This window comes from Paenibacillus sp. FSL L8-0644 (assembly GCF_038008165.1).
Lineage (GTDB): Bacteria > Bacillota > Bacilli > Paenibacillales > Paenibacillaceae > Paenibacillus > Paenibacillus polymyxa_D.
This window is the reverse complement of the sequence record NZ_JBBOYN010000001.1, coordinates 2,001,843-2,025,950: the sequence shown is the minus strand read 5'-3', so window position 1 is coordinate 2,025,950 and position 24,108 is coordinate 2,001,843. Positions and strand designations below refer to the sequence as shown.

Annotated in this window: 25 protein-coding genes; 3 read left to right on the top strand and 22 right to left on the bottom strand. The window is 46.4% G+C overall.

The window, feature by feature from the left end:
- Positions 1-108: 108 nt before the first annotated feature.
- From NSS94_RS09250 to hemE, 9 genes are all read right to left on the bottom strand, one after another.
- Positions 109-2,058, bottom strand: a complete 1,950-nt coding sequence (locus tag NSS94_RS09250; RefSeq protein WP_341039192.1) for an ABC-F family ATP-binding cassette domain-containing protein — start codon at positions 2,056-2,058, stop codon at positions 109-111.
- 121 nt (positions 2,059-2,179) lie between these two features.
- Entirely contained in the window at positions 2,180-2,758 is a 579-nt protein-coding gene (locus tag NSS94_RS09245) for a TetR/AcrR family transcriptional regulator (RefSeq protein WP_029516696.1), read from the bottom strand.
- 82 nt (positions 2,759-2,840) lie between these two features.
- Positions 2,841-3,647, bottom strand: a complete 807-nt coding sequence (locus tag NSS94_RS09240; protein ID WP_069011076.1) for a DUF92 domain-containing protein — start codon at positions 3,645-3,647, stop codon at positions 2,841-2,843.
- A 168-nt stretch (positions 3,648-3,815) separates the two neighbouring features.
- The gene (locus NSS94_RS09235) at positions 3,816-4,439 is read right to left on the bottom strand and encodes a fumarylacetoacetate hydrolase family protein (protein WP_029516694.1); all 624 of its coding nucleotides are present in this window, start codon (positions 4,437-4,439) and stop codon (positions 3,816-3,818) included.
- Between the two features lie 38 nt (positions 4,440-4,477).
- Positions 4,478-5,248, bottom strand: a complete 771-nt coding sequence (locus NSS94_RS09230) for a glycerophosphodiester phosphodiesterase (protein WP_029516693.1) — start codon at positions 5,246-5,248, stop codon at positions 4,478-4,480.
- Between the two features lie 81 nt (positions 5,249-5,329).
- On the bottom strand, positions 5,330-6,811 hold the full coding sequence (locus NSS94_RS09225) for a CapA family protein (RefSeq protein WP_340884999.1): 1,482 nt from the start codon (positions 6,809-6,811) through the stop codon (positions 5,330-5,332).
- Between the two features lie 137 nt (positions 6,812-6,948).
- Positions 6,949-8,394: a protoporphyrinogen oxidase gene (hemG, locus tag NSS94_RS09220; RefSeq protein WP_029516691.1), complete on the bottom strand. Its 1,446-nt coding sequence runs from the start codon at positions 8,392-8,394 to the stop codon at positions 6,949-6,951.
- Positions 8,395-8,401: 7 nt separating this feature from the next.
- The gene (gene hemH / locus NSS94_RS09215; RefSeq protein WP_341039191.1) at positions 8,402-9,343 is read right to left on the bottom strand and encodes a ferrochelatase; all 942 of its coding nucleotides are present in this window, start codon (positions 9,341-9,343) and stop codon (positions 8,402-8,404) included.
- A 31-nt stretch (positions 9,344-9,374) separates the two neighbouring features.
- Positions 9,375-10,421, bottom strand: coding sequence for a uroporphyrinogen decarboxylase (gene hemE, locus NSS94_RS09210; protein ID WP_029516689.1), 1,047 nt, complete (start codon positions 10,419-10,421; stop codon positions 9,375-9,377).
- A 235-nt stretch (positions 10,422-10,656) separates the two neighbouring features.
- Between hemE and NSS94_RS09205 the strand changes: the two genes are divergently transcribed.
- A complete protein-coding gene (locus NSS94_RS09205) occupies positions 10,657-11,877 on the top strand; it encodes an MFS transporter (RefSeq protein WP_029516688.1) in 1,221 nt (406 codons plus the stop codon).
- Between the two features lie 112 nt (positions 11,878-11,989).
- Here the strand turns inward: NSS94_RS09205 and NSS94_RS09200 are convergent, their stop codons facing one another.
- Entirely contained in the window at positions 11,990-12,634 is a 645-nt protein-coding gene (locus tag NSS94_RS09200) for an O-methyltransferase (RefSeq protein WP_023987995.1), read from the bottom strand.
- A gap of 157 nt (positions 12,635-12,791) precedes the next feature.
- On the opposite strand from NSS94_RS09200, the gene NSS94_RS09195 reads away from it, so the two are divergent.
- Both NSS94_RS09195 and NSS94_RS09190 read left to right on the top strand, forming a co-directional pair.
- Positions 12,792-13,952 (top strand): THUMP domain-containing class I SAM-dependent RNA methyltransferase, encoded by a 1,161-nt coding sequence (locus tag NSS94_RS09195; protein ID WP_023987994.1) that lies wholly within the window; start codon positions 12,792-12,794, stop codon positions 13,950-13,952.
- A 188-nt stretch (positions 13,953-14,140) separates the two neighbouring features.
- Positions 14,141-16,123, top strand: a complete 1,983-nt coding sequence (locus NSS94_RS09190) for an LTA synthase family protein (RefSeq protein ID WP_069011070.1) — start codon at positions 14,141-14,143, stop codon at positions 16,121-16,123.
- Between the two features lie 199 nt (positions 16,124-16,322).
- Here NSS94_RS09190 and NSS94_RS09185 read toward each other — a convergent pair whose 3' ends face one another.
- From NSS94_RS09185 to NSS94_RS09130, 12 genes are all read right to left on the bottom strand, one after another.
- Positions 16,323-16,592: a hypothetical protein gene (locus NSS94_RS09185; protein ID WP_023987992.1), complete on the bottom strand. Its 270-nt coding sequence runs from the start codon at positions 16,590-16,592 to the stop codon at positions 16,323-16,325.
- Positions 16,593-16,686: 94 nt separating this feature from the next.
- Positions 16,687-16,908, bottom strand: a complete 222-nt coding sequence (locus tag NSS94_RS09180; RefSeq protein ID WP_007429791.1) for a DUF1450 domain-containing protein — start codon at positions 16,906-16,908, stop codon at positions 16,687-16,689.
- A 23-nt stretch (positions 16,909-16,931) separates the two neighbouring features.
- Positions 16,932-17,234, bottom strand: a complete 303-nt coding sequence (locus NSS94_RS09175) for a heme biosynthesis protein HemY (RefSeq protein ID WP_013370462.1) — start codon at positions 17,232-17,234, stop codon at positions 16,932-16,934.
- A gap of 140 nt (positions 17,235-17,374) precedes the next feature.
- Complete coding sequence (locus tag NSS94_RS09170) at positions 17,375-17,641, bottom strand: hypothetical protein (protein ID WP_029516685.1); 267 nt, start codon at positions 17,639-17,641, stop codon at positions 17,375-17,377.
- 136 nt (positions 17,642-17,777) lie between these two features.
- On the bottom strand, positions 17,778-18,998 hold the full coding sequence (locus tag NSS94_RS09165; RefSeq protein ID WP_209947943.1) for a M14 family metallopeptidase: 1,221 nt from the start codon (positions 18,996-18,998) through the stop codon (positions 17,778-17,780).
- 117 nt (positions 18,999-19,115) lie between these two features.
- Positions 19,116-19,925, bottom strand: coding sequence for a glutamate racemase (gene racE / locus NSS94_RS09160; RefSeq protein WP_069011068.1), 810 nt, complete (start codon positions 19,923-19,925; stop codon positions 19,116-19,118).
- A gap of 208 nt (positions 19,926-20,133) precedes the next feature.
- Positions 20,134-20,457, bottom strand: coding sequence for a YtxH domain-containing protein (locus tag NSS94_RS09155; RefSeq protein WP_318626741.1), 324 nt, complete (start codon positions 20,455-20,457; stop codon positions 20,134-20,136).
- Between the two features lie 96 nt (positions 20,458-20,553).
- The gene (locus tag NSS94_RS09150) at positions 20,554-21,201 is read right to left on the bottom strand and encodes a helix-turn-helix transcriptional regulator (RefSeq protein WP_029516682.1); all 648 of its coding nucleotides are present in this window, start codon (positions 21,199-21,201) and stop codon (positions 20,554-20,556) included.
- 8 nt (positions 21,202-21,209) lie between these two features.
- Positions 21,210-21,650, bottom strand: a complete 441-nt coding sequence (locus tag NSS94_RS09145; RefSeq protein ID WP_069011066.1) for a DUF86 domain-containing protein — start codon at positions 21,648-21,650, stop codon at positions 21,210-21,212.
- Positions 21,651-21,673: 23 nt separating this feature from the next.
- Positions 21,674-21,961, bottom strand: a complete 288-nt coding sequence (locus NSS94_RS09140) for a Dabb family protein (RefSeq protein WP_013309679.1) — start codon at positions 21,959-21,961, stop codon at positions 21,674-21,676.
- An 80-nt stretch (positions 21,962-22,041) separates the two neighbouring features.
- On the bottom strand, positions 22,042-22,467 hold the full coding sequence (locus tag NSS94_RS09135; RefSeq protein ID WP_029516680.1) for a phage holin family protein: 426 nt from the start codon (positions 22,465-22,467) through the stop codon (positions 22,042-22,044).
- A 206-nt stretch (positions 22,468-22,673) separates the two neighbouring features.
- Positions 22,674-23,810 (bottom strand): polysaccharide deacetylase, encoded by a 1,137-nt coding sequence (locus NSS94_RS09130; protein WP_069011065.1) that lies wholly within the window; start codon positions 23,808-23,810, stop codon positions 22,674-22,676.
- Positions 23,811-24,108 lie beyond the last annotated feature (298 nt).

Genomic DNA, 24,108 nt, shown 5'->3' with positions numbered 1-24,108 from the left:
GTAAATAAAAAAGCAAGTCTTCCGGTTTTTCGGATACTTGCTTTTTTAGTCTGAGCAACATGAAGAAATAGCTCTGGCAGAATGCTATTAATGTGGCTTTATCATTGCTTAAGATTTACTTTGTTCAATCTGCTCGGCCAGCTCATTAAGGTAGGTCCAGCGTTCCATTTGGTGCTCCAAATGCTGTTCTGCCTTCGCTTGCTCAGCCATGAGCTCCTGTAGTCGTGCTGAATCACTAAAAGACTCTTCCATCTGCCGCTGAATGTCGGCCAACTTCTGTTCGGCTTGTTCAATCAGCTCATCAATTTGCTCATATTCCCGCTGTTCCTTAAAGGTGAATTTAAGCTTGGTTTTACTTGTCTCCTTGACTGACTCGGAAGGACCCGCAGACTTAGGCGTGGAAGAGCGATTCGAGGAATCCGTACTCGTCGAGACAGACGTATTCACAGAAGATTGAGCATTTTTACTAATCCATTCTGCATACTCGCTATAGTCGCCCACATGTACACGTACCTGTCCATCCCCTTCAAACGCCAGTATTTTGTCCACTGTTCGATCCAGGAAATAGCGATCATGAGAAACAATAAACACCACGCCCGGGAATTCATCCAGATAGTCTTCCAAAACGGAAAGGGTTTGAATATCCAGATCATTTGTTGGTTCATCCAGCAATAGCACATTCGGTGCCGACATCAGAATACGAAGCAGATACAAGCGCCGTTTTTCACCCCCGGACAGCCTGGAAATAACCGTCCATTGCGCGCTTGGTGCGAACAGGAAACGCTCCAGCATTTGTGCAGCTGTAATCGTCGAACCGTCTGCTGTACGAATCACTTCGGCTTCTTCCTTAATATATTCAATAACACGTAAAGACTCGTTCATTTCCTGATGTTCCTGAGTAAAATAGCCAAGCTTCACCGTCGGTCCCAGCACAACGTTGCCGGAATCCGGTTCTATATGCTGGGCAATTATTTGGAGCAAAGTGGATTTCCCACTACCGTTAGGACCTAGGATACCAACACGATCACCAGGAACCGCAATGTAGCTCAAATCCTGTATCAGCTTACGAGAATCTACCGATTTGGACAGATGCTCGATCTCCAATATTTTTTTACCCAGACGTGTGGAGGCGACGGACATATCTACAGATCCAGAACGAGCTTCCGGTTGCTGGTCCCTAAGCTGCTCATATCGGTCAATACGCGCTTTCTGCTTGGTGGAACGAGCCTTTGCTCCACGGCGAATCCAAGCCAGCTCATTACGCAGCAGGTTCTTCCTTTTTTGTTCCGTAGACGCTTCCCGCTCCTCGCGTTCTGCCTTCAGCTCCAGAAAACGGGTATAGTTAGCCTCATAACGGAAAAGGCGACCATGATCCAGCTCCAGCATGACATTTGCAACTCTATCCAGAAAATAGCGATCATGCGTGATCATTAACAACGCACCACGTCTTTTTTGCAAATACTGCTCCAACCATTCAACGGACTCATTATCAATATGGTTTGTGGGCTCGTCCAGAATGAGCAGCTCGCAGGGTTGGATCAAAGCCGCCGCCAAAGCCACCCGCTTACGTTGCCCACCGGATAGAACGCCCATACGAGACTCAAACTGGGTGATCCCCAGTCGGGTAAGTATATTTTTGGCCTCACTCTCCAGCTGCCATGCCTGGAACGTATCCATTTGCTGACTTGCTCGCAATAGACGTTTTTGAAGCTCCTCGCTACCCGGATTTAATTCCAACAACTCCATGGTTTCTGTGTATTCACGGACCGCTTTCATCTCAGGCTGACTGCCATGAAAAATATGCTGGAGTACCTTCATTTCAGGATCAAACTCCGGATTTTGTGCTAGATACTGAATTCGCACATCGTTGTTCACTGCAATATTGCCATCATCCGGCGGCTCTAAGCCGGAAATCACGCGTAAAAATGTTGATTTACCGGTGCCATTTACACCAACGACTCCTATTTTGTCACGTTCATCCATACCAAAGGAAGCATCCTCAAACAACATTTTCTCGCCATAGCTTTTCGTTATATGTTCAACGGTCATAATATTCATACGGATTCCCTACTCTTCCCCAATTTTGTGATGCATCCTGTTTATTTTAACACAGACACAGCCAATGATTAAAAAAACCGTTATCTGAATGAATTCAGTACGGTTTCTTAGCAATAAGATGTCAGGATTTTTGTATTCCGGCTTTACAGCCATGCATAAATAAGTTCGCTGCTAGTTCAGCCGTCTGATCCACGTCACATTCTCGGAAATCTTTATTTAATAAAATATCCATTTTTAGGCGCTCCAACATCCCAATGAATGCCTTCGCATGAAACTCGGACTGCTGTACACCCTCTGACGCCAGTTTATTTTTGACCAAATCAGTATAGTCCTGAATAAATCCCCGCATAAACTCCATTAGATCGGGGTCACTGTTGGGGGTCATAAAAAATAATTTCGTATGCTGCTTGCGCTTGAAATAGTAGTGCAGATGCAAATTTGCCATCCGCAGCAGACCTTCTCCCAAAGTACGATTGATTAATGCGCCTTGCATTTCGGCTAGGTATTGCTCGCAATCTCTACGTGTGACTGCTGTAAATAGCTGCTCTTTGCTTTTAAAGTACAAGTATACTGTGCCTTTGGCAACTCCCGCTTGTTCTGCAATCTCGGAAATTTTGCTTTCATAAAAGCCTTTGGTGCCAAAGACTGTGTAAGCGGCGTCCAAAATGGCTTCATATTTATCTCCGTGTATATCGCCCATCTTAGCACCTCCTTATACAAGGATCGAAACACCGTCAATTCTTATAATAATTATTCCCTTGTAACGATCCCCAGCTCCGTGTTCAGAGTATAAGAAAAATACCTGCAAGAGCGACCAATCCTCCGAAAATAGAACTAATGCTATTCACCCGATCATTACTCATCCAACGCCAGCCTCGTACATAGACCGTCGTTTGTCCACAATGTGAGTCTACTTCTACTTCCCGTCCACAAACCGTGCAGGAACGCATCATTTGCACCGTAGCACCAAGATAGGAATCAGCAAAGGCTCCAGCACTACCGGATATACCTCCAACCAGTGCCCACAGCCATAACGGCAAACTCTGCGTTCCTATGGCGTGTCCAAAGCCCCATGCACCTATGCCAATCAGTAGACCCCCAGCCAAGGCCGCAGCCGTTCCCAATACAGATACTCCTCCTGAGGTTCCAGGTGCCAGCACCTTCCCGTTAAGCACTGAACGGGGTGGCTTACGACTCAGACTGCCAAATTCCGTTGCCCACGTATCGGAAGTGACCGTAGCCATGACACCGACAAAAGCCAGCTGCCACGTAACATGGGGCCATATCGCATAACCCAGGCATAACAGCATACCTAATCCCCCATTAGCCCATACTTGGCCTGCATCCCGGTTGCCGGTTTTGGCATACGACTTTTCCAGCTCAGCCTTGCGCTCCTTTTTGAACCTCGACAGGAGGGTTGACGTGATAAAGAACAAGAGCAATGTGCCGAACCAGAACAGGTTACCCGCCCCATAATATACGGTTCCCATCAGTACAGCCGCAGCAAAGCCAGATAAGGTTAAGGATTTTTTATAAAATGCAGCTCCCGCCACCACAGCAGCACAAAGCAATCCGATGATCCAGTCCATGATATACCCCCGCTTTTGAAATGAATCTCCGTTTTTCTTTATTCGTTCTGTATATTATTGTACAACGCTCCACGCTTATATAAAAGCCGTGTCCCATGCTTTGGCACAGGACACGGCCTTCAAAACATTCCCTTTTTTAATCCTCTTCTGTGGATTCCGTTCACAAATTTATGCGATGGTGAAGCTTCCCTGACGCTCACTCCCCCAGAAAAGCTCAAAGCGATCCCCGCTTGCTGTAGGCCCTACTCCTGCTGGAGTACCTGTAAAAATAATATCTCCCTCGCCCAGTCCATAATGAGTAGCTATATATTCAACGATGTGCTGGATAGAAAAAATCATATTTTTGACATGTCCACGCTGCACTTCCTGTCCATTTTTGAGCAAGGAAAAATCCTGCAGCTCCAGCATGTCCAATTGTTCTAAAGGCAGGAATGGTGTCACGGGAGCAGACGATTTAAAGCCTTTGGCGGCGGTCCATGGATGGCCTTTTTTCTTGAGAACACTTTGTACATCACGCAGGGTAAAATCGATGCCGAATGCAAATGCGTTCAGACACGTATCTGCGGACATGCCCGGTTCGTATTTACGTCCTACAGCTACAACCAGCTCAGTCTCAAAATGAATATCTCCCTGCCCCTGCGGAAGCTCCAGCGTGGCGCCATCCAGCGGCACAACCGCATGAGACGGCTTCAAAAAAATCATTGGTTCTGCGGGAACCTCATTACCCAGCTCCTCCGCATGCAGTTTATAATTGCGCCCAACACAATAAACATTACGAATTTCCACGTTCATTACGACCCTTCACCCTTCCCGCGTATGTAGTCCAATTATTAACGTATAAGTTTACGTATATAGTGCCACATCCGATGCTTGGAAAGCAAAAAAACCCGTTCCCAGCGATCCGGCCAATTGGTGCAAATCATCAATTCAGGATGCAATGAGGCCAATTTCCGCATTATACGGCGGTCATCCACCGTCCACGCCATGACAGTAATACCGCGTCCAGTGAGATCTTTCATCAAGTTTCGATCCAAACGCGGATAGCCTATAGATAAAAAAGTGCATTGTAGCTGTTCCAGTTGCTTTGCCAAGTCATCTGGACGCGCGTCAATAATCAATCCGGTACGGATCTCAGGACACAGCTCCTTAGCCCGGCGTAATGCAGCACGCTCAAAAGAGGTTAATACCACCTCTCCCTCCATCCCTCTCATCGCAATTTCACGGAGTACGGCTTTCTCCAGTCCTGGATACATATCTCCCGCTGTTTTAAGCTCAATATTGAGCGATACGCGGCCACGACATAAATCCAGCACCTGTGCGAGGGAGGGGATTATTTCTCCACGGTATTCTGCACTTTTCCAGCTACCAGCATCAAGTTGTTGCAATGCTTTCCAGTCCGAATCCTTTACTCTCCCTGTACCATTCGTCGTTCGCTCCAGTGTAAAATCATGAATTACCACCGGAACACCGTCCTTTGACAGCTGTACATCCAGCTCAATCCAGTGTACAAATGGTTGCTCCAACGCAAGCTGAAAGGCTGCCATCGTGTTCTCAGGAGCAATCCCCGAAAAACCGCGGTGAGCCACACACAAATTATTCATCTTGTTATGACCTCCATCCACAAAGGAGTCCCTCATACGCTCATTCCGTCAATTCCTATATTAACAATTTCTTTCGAAATTCTATTGAGCACTTACTGTACCATCCGTCCCAATCGAGACATTTCCCGGTGACAGTGCCGCCACTCTCTGCAAAATTTTGCTGGCCTCCGTATCCTTCAATGGGATCGGCTGACCCAGCTCCGCCCGATAAGGAGTCAGCTTCATCTCGCAAGCCCCTTTACGGGTACATGTTGCCTGAAATATCGCTGTATCCCAAGTGGCTGGCACCGTTGATTTAGAAAAAATAAAATTGCCTGTGCTGTATGCAATCCATTTACCTTTATATTGCTCCATCCCTTGAAGCACATGTGGATGACCGCCAATGACAAGATCAGCTCCAGCATCAATAAAAGCGTGCGATAACTCGGTTTGATGGGGCTCAAGTGCAGTTGCGCGCTCCTTCCCCCAATGGGTAATGACAATCACCAGATCGGCCTGCATTCGTGCCTCACGGATAGACTTTACGATAGCGGTCGAATCATAGGCTCCTGCTACACCGGGCTGTTTGGCGCCCGCATTCCAGTTGGCTTCAGGCATAACACGTGTAGTCCCCAACAAGGCAATTTTGATCCCTTTACGTTCAAAATAATGCGGTGCATATGCTTCTTTTGCATTACGTCCGGCTCCAGCATGGGCTATACCCTTTTCATCCAGGTATTTCAGTGTATCCAGTAATCCGCCTGTGCCCTGATCCAAAATGTGATTGTTGGCCAAATTGACAGCGTCTATCCCTGCCGCAGCCAACGCAGTTAACGCTTTGGGCGAAGATTTATACACATACGTTTTATTTAACGCACCCACACCATTCGTTGTCACGGGCGTTTCCAGATTGGCAATCGTCAAATCGTCTTTATGAAACAAGTTTCCGAGATATTGATACGGAAAATCAAACCCATTCTGCTCCAAACGCTGCTCAACTTTACCGGAAAACTGCACATCCCCTACAAAGTGAAGCGTGACTGTCGGAGAGTCTGCACCGTCTGTTTTGGATTTCTTTATATCCTCCGTTCCTCCCTTATCGGTGGATGGATTACCGTCGTATATATCCTTATTGGACGTATCGTTCTGTGCTTGCCCGTCTTTCCCCGAGGACAATTTTGCTCCTGTGGAACTGCCTTCGGGAGCATTTGTGTCAGACGTTGTCGCGGGACGATTGCTTGTGTCTGAAGCAGCAGATTGCTTTGTTTCATCGTCGACAAATTTATTTTCTGCATGGGGGCCTTCATCCAGCTGTTTATTTGACAAGGCTGTAACATTTTCACTGACCGAGGAAGTAGACCGATCTGCACTAGCAGATCCTGTTTGGATTTTCTTCTCCGTTTGCGAATACCCGGCATTTTCCGCAAGAGAGCCACTGTTGTCGTGTTCAAATATGTAATAATAACCGAAAAGACCTACAATCATAAGCAGTAGGACCAGATTTGTAATGATCCAAGCCTTGCCTATTTTTGGTTTTCTTGCTTTTTTGCGACCTTCATTTCGCTGTGATCTGGGAGGGTACATTCTTCACTCCTTCTATGCTATTGCATTTGCATAACTTCTTTATTAGCTGGCGAACTTTACACCTTCTCCATTATATATCAAATTTCAATATAAATAGAACCCCTCGCCTGGATCGCGAAGGGTTCATTATCGAACATTTACACCTGTACCTTGACTGCTTCCTGTTGTGTCGTTTGGACGGCATTGGAGGCCCATTCCTTAGCCTGACGGATGCAATCCGGTAAGCCAATTGCATCATAGCCAGCGCCCAACACATACACTCCCGGCATCTCAGTGCGTAACTCTTCACGCAAATCAGCTATAGCCTGCGGGTGCCCTACCGGATATTGCGGCATGGAATTGCGAAGACGTGTAATTTCCGTGAACAACGGAGTCGCTGTAACTCCCATCATCTCTTTCAGATCCTTACGTACCAGTCCAATCAACTCATCATCCGGTAACTCTACAGTGTCTTCAGCTCCTGCTCGCCCTACATAACAGCGCAACAGCACCTTATCATCTGGGCTGGTATGAAGCCACTTGGCAGACGTCCATGTACAAGCGGTCACGCTGCGTCCTTCTTTACGAGGAACCAGAAAACCAGAACCGTCAAAGACGTTCTCAATATCTGTTTTATCGAAGGCTAGGACCACGTTTGCTACGGAGACGTAATTAACAGCTTCCAGTGCAGCCACATTGACATGATCTCGCAATAGCGGCGCAGCAGCAAAGTTGGGAGTCGTTACAAAAATATCATCCGCCTCCAGCATCTCTCCATTGTCCAGCATAACGCGATATGGGCTGCCTTCACTTGGCGGTGTCTTTGTGAATTTTGTAACAGCAATACCGGTGCGTAAATCACAGTCATACAAATCATTCAGTAACGCATGCACCAAACTTTGCAAGCCTTGACGGAAGGTCAAAAAGGCGCTTTTTTTCGTACCCGTATGTGTTTCAGCTGGTTTTCGACCTGTCATCATTCCGTGAATGAGACTTCCGTATTGCTTCTCTACCTCAGCAAATTGTGGGAAGGTCGCTTGCAAACTTAGTGTCTTCATGTTGGCAGCATAAATCCCTGCCAGTAGTGGTTCGGTTACATTTTCTAGCACTTCTTTGCCAAGTCGGCGTTCAATAAAATCACCCAACGCCTCATCTCCCGGTACACGGCGAGGCGGAATGACAAAATCCATCATAGCCCGCATTTTCCCGCCTAAAGAGATCAAGCCGCTGCGCAAAAAGGGTTTCAGCTCCGTTGGAATCCCCAGCACCAGTCCAGGGGGCATCGGATGAAGCTGTCCTTCATGCAAAATGTATGTCTTTTTAGCCTCAGGATTCGTGCTCACCAGTTCATGATCCAACTCCAGCTCTTTTGCCAGGTCTATCATGGCCGTTTTACGGGCCAGAAAGGAATCTGGCCCCTTTTCAATCACAAAACCATCTTTATGCAGTGTTTCAATTTTTCCGCCCAGCACGGATGCTTTCTCCACCAGCGTAATTCGAGGTGTGTAGCCAGCTTCTTTGTACATTTTTCGTGTATAAAAAGCAGTGCTAAGCCCGGTCAAGCCTCCGCCTACAATTACAATATTACGTAACCTTTGCTCCATTATGTCCTCATCCCTTTTTCCATTGGTCTATGATGACATCACTAAGCGTCTCCATATACAGTGGATCACTGTTGAGTGAATCAATACGCTGAAAACGCATATCCAATTCCTTCGCCAAAGCCTGTGCTTCAATATCCAGATCGTATAACACCTCTAAGTGATCAGAAACAAAGCCAACTGGTGCAGCCAGCACATACTCCACTTGCTCCTCTTTAAGACTGTGCATGGTATCCAAAATGTCTGGCCCCAGCCATGGTTCTGCTGTACGACCGGCGCTTTGCCACGTAAACTGCCAGTTGGTAATCCCCGCCTTGTCCGCAACAGCCTGCGAAGTAGCCATTAATTGCTCTACATAAGGATCACCCATAGCCAAAATCCGCTCAGGCAAGCTGTGCGCACTAAATAGAACACGAACCTCATCCCGCTTGGCTCCAGCTTCTTCAAAAAGCGCCAGCTTGGCGTTCACACGCTCAGTTAGCGTCTTAATCAACTTTGGATGAAGATAATAGCTCTCCACAAATGATATGGCCAGATCCAGTTCCTGTGCCTTAGCCTGTGCGCGCTTAATATAAGTGCCTACACTCATAACGGAATAATGCGGAGCCAGCACGACACCCACCGCAGCACGAATGCCATCTTGCACCATGGCTTCCACACCGTCCTCAATAAACGGTTTCGCATGTTTGAGTCCCTGATAACAGGCAAATTCAATGTCCGGGTTGCGATTTTCCCGATTTAGGGTTTCCTGCAGGTTTTGAACCTGCCGATCCGTATTCTGACGCAGCGGAAACACACCGCCCACAATAGTTTCATAACGATCCTTTAATTCCTTTAGCTGCTCCGGCGAGGGAGCATTACCGCGACGGATATGTGTATAGTAGGCTTCCACCTGATCCAGACTTTCTGGCGTCCCGTAGGACATAACCAGTACACCCACTTTGGTTTTCATTAGCAGATCACCTCTTAACATTTCTAATGGTTTAATTCTTTGACAAAATCGAGTGGGAATACTCATGTACATAATCAGTAAGCTCTCTTAGCTTATCTAGCGAGGCTTCAGGAAATAAACCGTGACCGAGATTGAAAATGTAACCCGGCTCCAAGATACCTTCATCTACAATGGTTTTCGCATACTGCTTGATAACATCGATTGGCGCAGTAAGCACATAAGGATCCAGATTTCCCTGTACACCAAAACCGTTGCCCAAGCGACGACGTCCTTCAGGTATACTTACCCGCCAGTCCAGTCCAATCACATCGGCTTTTAACCCATTCAAGTGTGGGAGCAATTCACCAGAGCTTACGCCCGGAAAATAAATTTTAGGTACATCCAGATCAGATAATTCATGAAAAATACGTGTGATAGTCGGCAGCACAAAAGTTTGAAAATCATAGGGCGAGAGCGCACCTACCCAACTATCAAACAATTGAAAAGCCTTACCGCCATTAGCGATATGAGCTCGCACGTATGTAATAACCATGTCCCCTAGCTTATCCATCAGGCGATGCCACAACTCAGGCTCTCCATACATCATCGCTTTGGTGCGAATATATCCTTTGGAGGGTCTTCCTTCTATTAAATAGCTTGCAATGGTAAAAGGCGCTCCAGCGAACGTAATCAATGGCACGTTCAGTTCACGGTCCAAAATGCGGATCGTTTCCAAAATATGACCCAAATCGCGTTCCACATCAATTGGACGCAACTTGTCTACGTCTGCAGCTGACCGGATCGGATTATCAATAACCGGTCCAATATTTTTGACAATATCAAAATCAACCCCTAGCGAGGCCACCGGATTCATAATATCAGAATATAAAATTGCAGCGTCCACCCCGAGCTTGCGCACGGGCATTAAAGTCACTTCTGCGGCCAACTCGGGCTGGCGGCATATCTCAAGCAACGTGTATTTTTCTTTAATTTTGCGATACTCAGGGTCATACCTTCCGGCCTGCCGCATGTACCATACGGGAATATGATCCACAGCTTGCTTGCGGCAAGCGCGGATAAAAGTATCATTGTAGGTCATGACTTCAGCCTCCAGTTCGAATCATAAATACTATATTTTAATTATGCCCTTTTTCAAGAGTCGTAACAACCGTAGCTCTCGAACAAACCATGACAAACCCATGACATTTGGATAAAGTTTCAATGAAGTGTGCTATACTAGAGAAATGGCTTTTTTTAAAGCTCCGGAGAAGTTATGCGTTGATACGTAGGATTTACAACAGGATGAGAATGGGCAGAAAGGAAGTGAAAGCACATTGAAAACGTGGGAGACGTGGAAAATCAATCTCATTGTGCTTTGGTTCGGTCAGTTTCTGGTCAATGCGGGTATTACGATGATTACTCCGTTCCTCGCCCTGTATCTGGCTCAGGACCTTCATGTGAAGGGAGAGCACGATATTGGTCTATGGGCTGGAGTTATTTTTGCCGCTAACTTTTTGACCTCATTTATGTTCCAGCCTTTGTGGGGCAAGCTGGCTGACCGATATGGACGTAAAGTCATGCTGCTTCGCTCAGGCTTTGGTATGGCTTTGGTCATCGGATGTATGGGTTTGGTCACCCATCCGTGGCAACTGCTGGCGCTTCGCCTGCTGAACGGTACGATTTCGGGTTTCAATCCGGCATCGATTTCCCTAGTATCGGGTACCACTCCCAAAGAGCGAACCGGATTCGCTATGGGGATTATGCAATCCGGTCAGATGGCCGGCACGATTCTCGGTCCTCTGCTAGGCGGATTTTTGGCTGATTGGGTCGGATTCAGACCGATTTTTTATATTACAGGCGCTCTGATTTTTATAGCCTCACTCATTGCAATGTTTCTGGTTAAAGAAAATTTCAGTAAAGCGGAAGCCGCACGCACACCGCAAATTTCGGTTCTTGCCGGATTAAAGGAGCTAAGCCATACGCCCCAGCTTCCGGCTTTGTTCACCGTAACGTTTCTGCTCCAATTTGCCATGATCAGTACGGTATCTCTGCTGCCGTTATATGTGCAAAAACTGTATGGGTCGGCAGAAGGAATTGCGCTGATTGCCGGGTTCGTTACAGCTATAACAGGCGTATCCAATATGATTGCTGCACCGCTCCTTGGAAGATTGAGTGACAAGATAGGAGCGCACAAGATCTTGACCATTGCACTGCTCGGAACGGCGGTTATGCTCATTCCGCAGGCTTTTGTCAATGAAGTGTGGCAACTTGTCATTATCCGTTTTTTCATGGGTGTATTTATGGGCGGTCTGCTACCAAGCGTAAATGCGCTGATTCGCACGTATACACCGGAAGGAATGGAAAGTCGTTCTTTCGGCTTCAATACCAGCTCGCTCGCGCTTGGGAATATGCTGGGTGCTGTCATTGGCGGGGTGCTATCCGGGTTTATCGGCATCGAAGGACTGTTTATCATGTCAGGTGTCCTGTTAATCGTCAACATATTCTGGGTACGCATGAAGCTTTTTGATCGTAAGGCTACGCCTGATTTCAGGTAAGAAACCTTCAGGTAAGACAAGCCCACCTTAACAGACAAGAACCTCCTTGCCCACGCTATAGTGGACAAGGAGGTTCTTTTTTGTATAGATAGCTATACATGGGGAATGAACGCTATTTAACTCGAGCTAGCGCCAATCCATCGTAAGCTGGCAAAAGCGTGCTGACCAGCCGCGGATCTGTTGCTATCGTTTCGTTAAAACGTCTCACGGCCTGAACGGCAGGGCCGTTCTTATCCGTATTCAGCGTCCGTCCGCGAAGGAAACAGTTGTCTCCCGCAATAATGGCACCTGGATTCGCCAGAGCAATCGCATATTCCAGATATACTGGGTAATTTTCCTTATCTGCATCAATGAAGAAAAAATCGAAAGTTCTTCCCTCTTCCTGAAGTTCTTTCAAGCTGTCCGCTGCGGGTCCAATACGATATTCGACACGGTCACCGTAGCCATTGTTTTCCATATGTCGATGTGCCAGCGCTGCGTACGCTTCTTTCAGCTCCAGTGACACAATACGGCCCTTTTCTCCCAGCCCACGGGCCAGACATAATCCACTGTAGCCGCCTAATGCGCCGATTTCCAGTACATGCTGTGCGCCAGATACTTCAATTAGAAAGGTCAACAGTTTTCCATAAGGATGGGCAACGGATACTTCCGGCATACCTTCTTTAACGATAGCCTCCCTAATACTGCGAAGTGCTTCATCCTCTTGTACCAGCTGGTCTACATATTGTTCAGGCGTCATATTGGGTGTAATTTCCACGGTTCATCTCTCCTTATTGCTTAATCATAACGCAGGTAGGACGTGGTGTCCTTCGTAAATTTTTTACCTTAATGATTTGTCTCTTCGAGTACAATGACCTATACTATAGGGATTGAACCAAGCTTACATGATTATGGGGACGGAGTGAATACGTTTAATGACTCAACTGCAACTAATTGCGACTGCGCCAATGGGACTTGAAGCCGTCGTGGCCCGAGAACTCAGAGAACTCGGGTACGAAGATCTAACCGTTGAAAACGGCCGCGTCGTTTTTACCGGAGATTATATGGATATATGCCGGTGTAACCTGTGGCTTCGCACATCAGACCGCGTACTTATTAAAATGGGTGAATTTGCTGCAACAACCTTCGATGAGCTGTTCGAGGGTACCAAAGCATTACCCTGGCAGGATTGGATTCCTGTAGATGGTGAATTCCCCGTAGAGGGACGTTCGCACAAATCACAGCTTAGTAGCGTACCAGCCAGTCAAGGAATCGTCAAGAAGGCGATTGTAGAGAAGCTCAAGGAAACCTACCACACAGATTGGTTTGCTGAAGATGGCCCTCGTTACGTCATTGAGGTCATTCTATTGAATGATCGTGCGTTGCTGACGCTTGATACAACCGGTCCAGGACTGCACAAACGCGGCTACCGTAAGCTCGTTACAGAGGCGCCCCTCAAAGAAACGATGGCTTCTGCTCTTATTCAGCTTAGTCGCTGGAGCCCGGACCGCCCCTTCTATGACCCATGCTGCGGTTCCGGTACTTTATTGGTCGAAGCTGCCATGCAAGCCTGGAATATTGCGCCAGGACTGAGACGTACCTTTAACTCGGAAGACTGGCCTGTCATTGGCAGAGAATTATGGGATCAGGCTCGCGACGAGGCGATGGATTTGACCCGCGATGACATTCCTTTTGAAATTGCAGGTAGCGATATCGATCCAAATGCCATACAAGTTGCTGAGGCAGCTGTAAAAGCAGCAGGCTTTGCTAAAGACATCCCTCTTAAGGTGATGCCTGTAACTAAAGTCAGACTCGAAGGACAATATGGTGTGATGATTACAAACCCACCTTATGGCGAGAGACTGAGCGAACAATCCGAGGTGGAAAAGCTGATCCGTTCACTCGCACGCACGGCAGCCGAAATGAAGACCTGGTCCTTCTTTGCCATCAGCTCCACCAAGCAATTTGAGCATTATTGGGGCCGTAAAGCAGACAAGCGCCGGAAGTTGTTTAACGGCCGGATCGAATGCCAATACTATCAGTATCTAGGCCCTCTGCCTCCGCGCCGCAAAGATACTTCGCCGTTGCAGCCTTAAATAAGATGAAGCCTAGGCCAGGAAACGAACTCTCCGTTCGTTGTTCTGGCCTGATTTGTGCTGTATTTTCTTTACTTAATCATTGAAATGCGCGAGATGAGCGCTATAATAATTAAAGGCATTTCGGTTTTAACATTACGTTAATATGTAATTTATACTAGCCGAACATTTCTGCCAGAGGGGGTAAAGTGTTGGTTATTCGCACGTCCAGTGCAAGTCGCACTGGTAACACGTTCAGCAGAATGCTGCTGTCTCGATATTTTGGACTAGGTCTGTTTTTTGTGCTTATGATCGGCAAGCTCGTACTGATTCACTATAACTTGCATGCCCAAAATATTGACATGAATCCGCTGGATTATGTCATCGCTATTGGTTCGCTTTTACTTGTGAGCTTCTGGACCTTATGGCTGCCACGTCGCGGACGTTTGATTGCTCTTGTGGTGCTCGATATGTTGCTCACCGCGCTCATTTATTCCGACATGGTTTATTATCGGTATTTCCAGGATTTCATTACGATTCCCGTCTTACTTCAAGCTGGACAAGTTGATTCTCTGGGCGGAAGTATCGCATCCCTTATGTACTGGGGGGACATTCTCTTTTTTGCAGACTGGATTCTATTCATTCCGTATGTCATATTTGTGGCTTCCTTACGACGTCGATTTACCACGAATGATACTTATTTAAAAGCATCCCGAAGCTCCTACACAAAGAGGTTCCTGCTTCGCTTCTCTAAAGGAGCATTGGCCTTCCTGATTGGCTATGTATTAACATTTGGGCCGATCAAATATTATACCTCCACGTGGGCAACTGGCATATTTGTCGGCAACTGGTGGTCGATGGCCTTGTACAATGTAACAGGGTTGATCGGATTTCATGGATATGACATCTACCGCTATGGTCAGGATCACCTTGGTCCTCAGCCTACATTGGCTCAAGCGGAATCCGATAAGGATAAGGAATGGTTTAATCAGCACCAAAAGTTGCTTCAGGTAAAAAATGATCTATCTGGCAAGTATAAGGGCAAAAACGTGATGGTCATTCAAGCTGAAGCGTTCATGAACTTTTTTATCGGCAAACAGATCAACGGTGCAGCGATTACGCCTAACTTTGACAAACTGACGAAGGAAAGCATGTATTTCAACAATTATTTTCACCAGACTGCGCAGGGCCGTACTTCGGACGCGGACTTCTCTACACATGCTTCGCTGCATCCGCTCCCTACAGGCTCCGTATTTATCCGTTATGCGGACCATAAATTCGATACGCTCCCTTCCATTTTGAAGGATACTGGATATAGTCCCAATGCGTTTCACGTGTATGACAGCAGCTTCTGGAACCGCTACACTATGTATAAGGCAATGAACTATGACAAGTTCTACAGTAAAAAAGATTTTAAAATTGATGAGCCATTGGGCTGGTCCCTGGGAGACAAATCCTTTTTCCGTCAAACGCTCAATGATCTCACTACCGAAGTTAAGCAGCCGTTCTACGCCTATATGGTCGGTATTTCGAGCCATCATCCGTACAACCTGTCACCTGACGCGGTAGATTTAGACGTTGGCGAGTTTGAAGGTACCATGTTCGGAGACTATCTAAAATCTGTCCATTATGTAGATGAAGCACTAGGCGAATTGGTAGATCAGATGAAGAAAGACGGACTGTGGGATGATACGATCCTGATGTTTTATGGGGATCATGATAATTCTATTAAAGACAAAGCACTGTATGAGAAATTTTTAGGCAAGCCACTTACGGATCTGGACATGCAGAAAATCATGAATCAGGTGCCATTGCTTGTGCATCTTCCTGACGGAAGTCAGGCGGGCACGTATACAGAACCGGCAGGTCAGTTGGATCTGACTCCTTCCGTAATGCACCTGCTTGGGATTTCTACAAAACCATATCATTTTATGGGAAACGATCTGTTTAGCGGGAAGCCTCGTATGGTTGTGCTACGTACTGGTGCTTTCACGGATGGACGAGTGTACTACATTCCATCTGAGGACGGTACATTCTCCAAAGGGACCTGTTACAACCTGAGTACAGGCCAGCCTACAGACGTAAACGCCTGCGGACCGGGATATACCGAAGCTCTCAATCGGTTGAACATATCCGATCAGGTTATCACATACGATCTTATTCGCGAATGGGAACCACAAACAAAGAAGTAACTCCTTCTGTATCTGTATCTAATAGACTTTATGTGGGAGGTTGCTGATACAGCATCTTCCCAAACCCCTTTAACGATGTCGCCGCATAACTACTCTGTATATAACAAAAAAGCACGATCCATCGGCTTGTAAGTGCTGTGGATCGTGCTTTTTTATGGATTGTCACTCGACTGCGCTCGTTGTTACCAGTCACAAATGCTTAGGAACGCAACGTTTTTTTGGCCTGTTCAAGCCGTTGTACCTCTTCACCAAGCATATCCTCCGCAACTTCTACTGAGTCGTCACCAAGGCTATCCTTCGCCTGCTGTATGGCATGTTCAGCATGAGTGCGAGACTGCTCCGCCTGTTCAATCAGTTGCTCAGCTGGATGTGACAATGCCTGAGAGACGGCATTGTGGAGCCTGTCCACTGAGTTTTGTGTTTGAGCCTCAACACTGTGATTGTCGAGATTGGAATCATATTGGGCCATGAGTCACTCCTCCTTCTGGGCAGTGGTCTACATCCATTAGCATGGATCAGAAGAAGGGGAACTATTCAAAAATTGCGAATGCTGCGTACTGGAACTATTTGATAAAGCGCGCAGCCTTCTCCAATACTTCATCCTCCGTGGCCGCACTCACATAACGTCCGTTCACATACACAAACGCCCGTTTCCCACAAGGACCGCAATACGATTTGCAGCCGATTTTGATCTCGGCATCTGGTGCCATCTTTTGCAACTTGGGCAAGATTGTTTTCAAGCGAATATGATTGCATTCATCACATACGCGAATATCGTTGGCCATCTGTCATCCCTCCGAGCTCCGGCTTAGTGGTCGCCGTGATTACCTTGGGAAGGGTTAGTAATGACAAATCCTTCTTCGGGGAAGTACAAGTAATCAATTTTCACACCATCCAGCAGCGGCTGGCCGCTTTCCAAAATTACGTCAATGCCTTTATCTGTAGATACGACAGTATCTGTTTCTTTAGGCGTGTCCAAATCCAGCCCGTAATGAGCATGATCTCCATGAGCATGAGTAATAACAACGCGCAGGCTCTTCCCTTGGTTCTCTTCCTTATCCAGTTCAAGTTTCAATACTTTAGCTGCGTTACGAGTAATTTTGCAGTTCATCAAACTTCATCTCCTTCATATTCATTAAATGAAATGTGGTTTATTGGATAAATCACAATTATGTTTAGCATAGCAAAAGGCAATATTCCTATTGTAAAGAAAATCGCGAAAAATCGCAATCACGAAATTCATAAGCTTATCTACCGAACACGTACATGTTGCTTTTCAAGCACATCTGGATATTTTCGTTCGGCACGGGTGACAAACCAATTCATAAGCAATAGCGTAACACCAATATCGTCGATGGGCATAAATGGCATGACATCAGGTAATACCCAATAGAGCAACACAGGCACCGCAAAGAGTAATTTTTCTCCCAGCGGAATCCTTGATGAAGTAATCAATCGGGGCATACGACGAAATACATGTGACCATTGACGGAGAGATAGTAATCTTTTCCACTTCATAGGTTGTTCACTCCATTTCCAATGCTCCTAAGTATATATACCCCATTGAAGGGACATGTAAAGAGGAACACTTATAAAAAACGTGTTCCTCCTAATACGTGCAAATGATTCGATACGTTTCAGTAGGCCGAATTTTTTACCATGACAGCACTGTTGCCATTAACATGCCCACTTCTGCTGCAATATCATCGTAATCACGCATGGGCAGCGGATTTACGCCTAGACCGACTTCAACGGTAAACCCCGGTTTACCAAATCGCTGTATAAACCAATCCTTGTACCCTGCATCGCTCCCACCCAGCTTTACCGCCCGGTAACCTGTTGCGGCAGCTAGCCGTAAGGCCCAATCTCGGCTCTCCTTAGGCTCTAGATCCCGATAATTCCAATAGATCTCCTGTCCCTGACTGTGTATGGATAACACCATGTCGAACTGTTCGCGCTCCGTTAGATCGGCAAGCGCCTTAGACTCTGGTTCAGACAAAGGTGCAGGCCCTGCATAGTCTCGTCGAGACGGACCTGTTTTACCGCGTCTGCGCACCTCTTCTTCCCAATATGCCGGAAATTGATCGTTGAGGTCGACACCACGAATATTGGCCTTCCAACCGCGATAATCAGCACGTCCTTCATTCCACTTTTTGAGGTCATGATACAACGGATGAGTTGGGAGTATACCTTGTTGCACCAGCTCTACCCCATCCGGGTTGACCATCGGAACCACCCATAAGGATGTATGCTCCAGCAAATCCCGCGGAGAACCTCCATACACCCATTGAGTGGCCCCTACATGTTCTTCAGTCCCACCGATCCCTTGTGCATATTGCTCTATAAAACGCAGCAAACAAGGCGTCGTCAGCCATTCATTAGCATGAACTGAAGCATTGGCGTGAATTTTACGCGTTCCCTGCCCAATACGTACATAAGGAATATCCTTCCCCATGACACTGGTTCCAATGCTACCAACTTCAATAAACGGATATCTGCGGGCCAAGGCCGCTAGGTCTTCCTTTAAATCTTCGTATCCATATTCTCCACGTAATCGTACAATCTGATCCTGATGGTCCTCAGGAATAACAATAGTTTTTCCTTCCATAAAATCATGCTCCGCAAGTCCGGGGTTGGCTAGCCGTAACTCATCAAGCTCCACACCAAACTGCTTGGCAATCTGTCTTGCATACTCACCAGGCTGAATAACGTATTTACGATCCGTAGACGGACGAATATATAACACTTGACCACTAATCAGATAGGGTTGTGTGGCGGCCCACGGATTATCCACGATCAAAGTATCCGCCGATAGTTTAAAAGCCGAGGCGACCCGGTGCAATGTATCTCCTTTTTGAACGATATATTCCCTCATCTTCTACGCCCCTTCCATCTGCCTTACTGCATGTTATGCAAACGCGGCGTGTCTTGATGTAGCGAAAAGCAAAACAGCCGACTTCTTTTGTCCAATGACAAAAAGTCGGCTGTCTCGTTAATCCAAATTGGTGACTTGCCAGACGACAGGCGTTTGGCGAATTTGCTCCCCGAGCCACTGTGCGGCAATGCGCTGGAACAATTCAGGATCGCCGGAACAAAAAAGCTGATGTACCGGCGTTTCGTCCCCAGCTTCCAACTTGTCTTTGTTATACAAAATGGTACTCGTCTCACGCGCCGTTTCATCTGCCGAGCTAATGAGCTTTACTGCAGGCCCCATGACTTCTTGAATCGTTTCCTTCAAAAAAGGATAATGCGTACAACCAAGAATCAGACAATCAATCGGATACGTTTGAATAGGCCTCAATGTCTCCTCCACAACCTGCGATGTCGTCTTAGAGCGAAATAACCCTTGCTCCACCAATGGAACAAGCGCAGGACAAGCATGGCTCACCACGTCTACGTAAGGAGACAATTGCTTGAGCGCAGCTGTATACGCTCCGCTTCGAATCGTACCGACAGTCCCAATCACCCCGACATGCCCGGTAGCAGTCGCGCTAATCGCAGCACGAGCCCCGGGGTGAATGACTCCGATCACCGGAATGGATACCTTTTGGCTTATATAGTCCAATGCCGCGGCAGTAGCCGTGTTACAAGCAATAATAATGACTTTCGGATCAAATTGAATCAGAAAATCAACCATTTGCTCTGTAAATTTTTTAACCTCTTCCGATGGTCGGGGGCCATACGGAGTGCGCGCAGTGTCTCCAAAATAAATGATTTTTTCCCGTGGAAGCTGACGCATGACTTCTTTTACAACCGTCAAACCTCCTACACCGGAATCCAATATTGCAATCGCTTGCTGCACGTACACACCGCTTCCTTTTTTGTTCAAATATGAGTTATTTCATCTCGGAAAGCTATCCGTTGCTACATACCTTATGTCGTATCAGTGTAAAAGGTACCCCAAAAGATTACCCTAAAACGAGGAAGTGATCAATAAAAAGGCTCCATCCCAACGGGAGAAGCCACGAATTCAAACTGTATTCAGTGTTTCACCTATTTTTTACAGACCGTTACAGCGTATCTTTTTCCGTATCTTCTTGAGCAGTCGCTGATGAAATACTAACCTCAGGAATCATTTCACCTTTTTTACGCCATTGCCCAATTTCATGAATGACGGCTGAGGCTGTCTCCTTAATTTTGTCAGTATACTCAATTGAGGTGTCTGAAATTTTCCCCGCTAGCTCCTGTCCCTTATCACTTACGTTGCGCGCCTGATCTGTAATATTCTGACGCAGCTCACGACCTGACTTAGGGGCAAATAATAAAGCAGCAACCGAACCAACAATGCTGCCTGCCAACGCGCCTCGGATAAAACTTTTGCAGTTCTCCTTCATCATCATCTCTCCCTTGTGCCCGGGCGAATGCCCATCTGTTAGTGCATTATAAGCATGGGGAGCTTGTCATGATACAGAAAACAAGCCTGAAAAGTTTTACTTTTTTTTAGAGCGGATACGATACAGGCAGCAACGGCCCCCATCTGCCAAACAATCCTCACGAACAACCTCGGCATCAAGTAGCTCCTCAAACATTTGCTGCTCGCATTCACAAGCCTTGCGGTAACGGCCTGCAATTTGAGAGATAGGACAATTGTATTCCACAATAGAGTAGCTACCATCCTCTTCCTCGCGCCACTCTGCCATATATCCGGAAGCATTCTGGATGCCCGAAAGCTTTTCCACACGTGAAGCCAGTGTAGTCTCCCCCTCTATATGAGGGGCGTAACGCTTCATCATTTTACGTTTTCTACCATCAAACAGCGAGTAAACAGCTTCCATTCCCTGTTCTTCATCGAGTTCCTCTAACAGTTCCAGTAACAAATGATCATAATTACGTGGAAACTGCTCGCTTCCCTGCTCGCTCAGGCTGTACAAAAACGTCGGGCGTCCCATCGCCTGTCTCACGATTGTAGCCACGATCAGGCCATCCTGCTCCATCAATTTGAGATGCCTACGCACTCCCATTTCGGTAATGCCTAATTGAGCTGCCAAGCTTCCGACGCCCACAGGTCCCTGGGTTTTCAATAGTGTCATGATCATGCGCCTAGTGGGCATTTCGGGTACGATATACTTATCCGTCACTTTTGCCTTTACACTCCCTCGGGCTGGGGACCCAATTCCTTATTTAAATAATCATGCACGTTAGATGCAAAAAGCTCCAGCAACCCAGGCAGCTTTGTTGTAAGCGGGTGAAGGCTTGTCCGGTCCCAATGGAAATACTCCTGCACTAAGGGTTTACGTAAGCCTACCAGCTCTACTAGCGAATGAAATACGGTATCATCCAGTACACCTTCCTCATGAATGATACCGATAATATCCTCATAGCTACTGGCGTCACGCATAATAAATCCGTCGATGATATAGCTTCCTACGTCCGTTACCGTCTCAATGGCCAGATGAAGACAGCGCTCCTGCACTAGCCCCTGCAACAGATCGCCGTTCCAGGAAGCAGAAGTCTGGCGAAGTCCGGCGACAATGTCGGGAACAGCCCCTAGTCGAAGCTCAATTTGTTCCCGGTTGACATAATACAAGGTCCTGCACCTCCAGTACCGCTTTAGATTTCATAATCAACTGCGATAGATACATCCTTCACTTCATTCATGTGTACAATAATTTCCTGGTGCACAGGGTGTACCTGATACGTTTGCAAATCCTCCAGTGTTTCGACAACAGCGGTAAGGGAAATATCATAAGAACGTTCCGAACGAATCACATCCGTACCTACTTCGAGTGACAGCAGCTCTTTGATTTTGCCGTTCATGCTGCGCAAAATGGATGCTGTGTGCTCAATGCTTTCGGGGGAGCGGTCTTTCAATTTGAACAAAACAATATGTTTAATCATGCGTATAGGCTCCTTATCTTAAAATGTTCTCTTGAAAATTTTATCATAACGCCCCACATACGGAAAGAAACTTTGTAATTCTAGCGATCTTTTCCACCATTTTTTCCATCAGACTCCTTGTCCTTTAATAGGGCAAAAAAATTCTTGAGCTTCGGTGGGAGCGGTAAACCCATTCGTGAACAGTTTTCCGTAATAGAGATCAATTCATTGGATAAATAAAAGTACGTTGCCGCCCCTTTCATGATTTCGGTACCCATCAGGAGGTCCACATGATGCGCCAAAGAAATTACCATTAGCATTAAAGCCTTTCTCGCCAACCCCCAAAAGCCGGCTTTACTGCTTAAACCTTGCCCAGTCTTAATTGCTGCGGCGACTCCAGTCACATAATCGACAGCCATTGCAACCGTGAATAGCACCATTAGCTGATTCCAGCCGCCAAAGGCAAACGTAATAAAGGCTCCTGCGGTAGCACAAATCATACTAAACATACTCGGATTAATATTCATACCTTCCTCCTCTCGGGACGGTTACTGTAATATATGCAGCGACATGATAACCCGTAAAGTCATATGACCTGTGCATAGACATGAATTCATAGATTCATATAAACCATGCTGCAAACTTCACATTTTCGAGCAAATACAACAAAAAGACACCTTCCAAACCACTATACAAATGGTTGAAAAGGTGCCTTTTCTTTCATGCTATTCAATTAACGATGATCATTCCAAAAATTAAGCGGAGTCAGGTTATCATTCAACGGCTCGAACGAATATCCTTCTTTCTGCAAGGCCGCCATGATTTGTGGAAGCACCTTGATCGTAGATGGCTTATCATGCATAAGAACGACTGGTGTTCTGCCTTGCTTTTTCAGTCTCTTAATATCACTGAGGACTGTCTGTACAAAATGCTGCGGATTTTTAGTATAACGCCAATCATTCGAATCGATGTTCCAGTCCCAAATATGATAGCCTGCACCCGTCAGTTGATCACGATATGCTTTCTTCAAATACGGTTTGCTGCCATAAGGTGTACGAATCAAAGAAGTGCGTTTCCCTGTGGCCTTAAATAAAATGTCGTTATCCTGATTCATCTCTGCCAATGCTGCTGCCGGGGATGCATAGATCTTTTTCACCTGGTGTGTCATCCCATGGAGGCCCAAACCATGCCCTGCGTCTACCATTCTCTTCATCACTGCGCTATGTTGGCGAATTTCAGGTCCCAGCATGAAGAAAGTAGCCTTCGCATTATATTTATCTAAAATATCCAGCAGCTGCGACGTATGCGCCGTAGGACCATCATCGAAGCTCAAATAAATCGTACGGCTGGATGATGAGGCAGTTCCCTTGTTGCCTGTATTGCTGGCTTTGCCCGGTTCGACAGCTGCATACTGTTTAATTTCTGCCGCGAATGTATTCAAAAACTGAGCATCAGACAAACTAGCGTTTGCATTCTGAATTCGATACAGATTACTTGTAGGAACCGTAATAGTGAAGCCGAATGCATTGGTCAAAGTGCGAATTGGCACCATCGTGCGTCCTCCACGCTCGAACACATCCCCCTTGTTCAAATCCAGCGTAAAGCTGCGATTATGTCCAGTCAGCACCAATGTATTTCCATTGGCAGAAGTAGAAATGCCCATCTTTTGCCCCAATGTAACGATGGGTACATACAACTTATCATTTTCCATTACAGGTTTAATCGTATTCGAATCTAGCAACACATCATTGACCCCCAGCAAAGGAGCCTTCGCTTGTGCACTTGCTGTATTCGTATGTATACCTAGCAAACCCAAACAACAGATTACCATCAAGCATACAGCCATCCATTTTACTTTTAAAAGCTTCATTCATTACACCATCCTGTGCTGTATTTTATAATGTGCGGGAGCTATCTCTAGCTTGTCTATGAAGTTATACAGACATGACGATATAGACATGGCAATATAGACATTCACTCAACATATAGAACATAAACGCATATAAACCGACTGAACCGGACGTCTTTTCGTTCCCCCTATATATATTAATAGATTACCAGACTATAGTAGGTAAATATAGTAAAACAATTTGAAAACAATCTCGCAACCCCCCTGCCAGAGAAAGTTACAAAGTTGTGAATAAATTAGTAGGAGTTAAGAAGGGTAC

Bases quoted from the DNA above. Each gene is read 5' to 3' on its own strand.
- NSS94_RS09250 (WP_341039192.1), bottom strand. From the start codon at position 2,058: ATGAATATTATGACCGTTGAACATATAACGAAAAGCTATGGCGAGAAA.
- NSS94_RS09245 (WP_029516696.1), bottom strand. From the start codon at position 2,758: ATGGGCGATATACACGGAGATAAATATGAAGCCATTTTGGACGCCGCT.
- NSS94_RS09240 (WP_069011076.1), bottom strand. From the start codon at position 3,647: ATGGACTGGATCATCGGATTGCTTTGTGCTGCTGTGGTGGCGGGAGCT.
- NSS94_RS09235 (WP_029516694.1), bottom strand. From the start codon at position 4,439: ATGAACGTGGAAATTCGTAATGTTTATTGTGTTGGGCGCAATTATAAA.
- NSS94_RS09230 (WP_029516693.1), bottom strand. From the start codon at position 5,248: ATGAATAATTTGTGTGTGGCTCACCGCGGTTTTTCGGGGATTGCTCCT.
- NSS94_RS09225 (WP_340884999.1), bottom strand. From the start codon at position 6,811: ATGTACCCTCCCAGATCACAGCGAAATGAAGGTCGCAAAAAAGCAAGA.
- hemG (WP_029516691.1), bottom strand. From the start codon at position 8,394: ATGGAGCAAAGGTTACGTAATATTGTAATTGTAGGCGGAGGCTTGACC.
- hemH (WP_341039191.1), bottom strand. From the start codon at position 9,343: ATGAAAACCAAAGTGGGTGTACTGGTTATGTCCTACGGGACGCCAGAA.
- hemE (WP_029516689.1), bottom strand. From the start codon at position 10,421: ATGACCTACAATGATACTTTTATCCGCGCTTGCCGCAAGCAAGCTGTG.
- NSS94_RS09195 (WP_023987994.1), top strand. From the start codon at position 12,792: ATGACTCAACTGCAACTAATTGCGACTGCGCCAATGGGACTTGAAGCC.
- NSS94_RS09185 (WP_023987992.1), bottom strand. From the start codon at position 16,592: ATGGCCCAATATGATTCCAATCTCGACAATCACAGTGTTGAGGCTCAA.
- NSS94_RS09180 (WP_007429791.1), bottom strand. From the start codon at position 16,908: ATGGCCAACGATATTCGCGTATGTGATGAATGCAATCATATTCGCTTG.
- NSS94_RS09175 (WP_013370462.1), bottom strand. From the start codon at position 17,234: ATGAACTGCAAAATTACTCGTAACGCAGCTAAAGTATTGAAACTTGAA.
- NSS94_RS09170 (WP_029516685.1), bottom strand. From the start codon at position 17,641: ATGAAGTGGAAAAGATTACTATCTCTCCGTCAATGGTCACATGTATTT.
- NSS94_RS09165 (WP_209947943.1), bottom strand. From the start codon at position 18,998: ATGAGGGAATATATCGTTCAAAAAGGAGATACATTGCACCGGGTCGCC.
- NSS94_RS09155 (WP_318626741.1), bottom strand. From the start codon at position 20,457: ATGAAGGAGAACTGCAAAAGTTTTATCCGAGGCGCGTTGGCAGGCAGC.
- NSS94_RS09140 (WP_013309679.1), bottom strand. From the start codon at position 21,961: ATGATTAAACATATTGTTTTGTTCAAATTGAAAGACCGCTCCCCCGAA.
- NSS94_RS09135 (WP_029516680.1), bottom strand. From the start codon at position 22,467: ATGAATATTAATCCGAGTATGTTTAGTATGATTTGTGCTACCGCAGGA.
- NSS94_RS09130 (WP_069011065.1), bottom strand. From the start codon at position 23,810: ATGAAGCTTTTAAAAGTAAAATGGATGGCTGTATGCTTGATGGTAATC.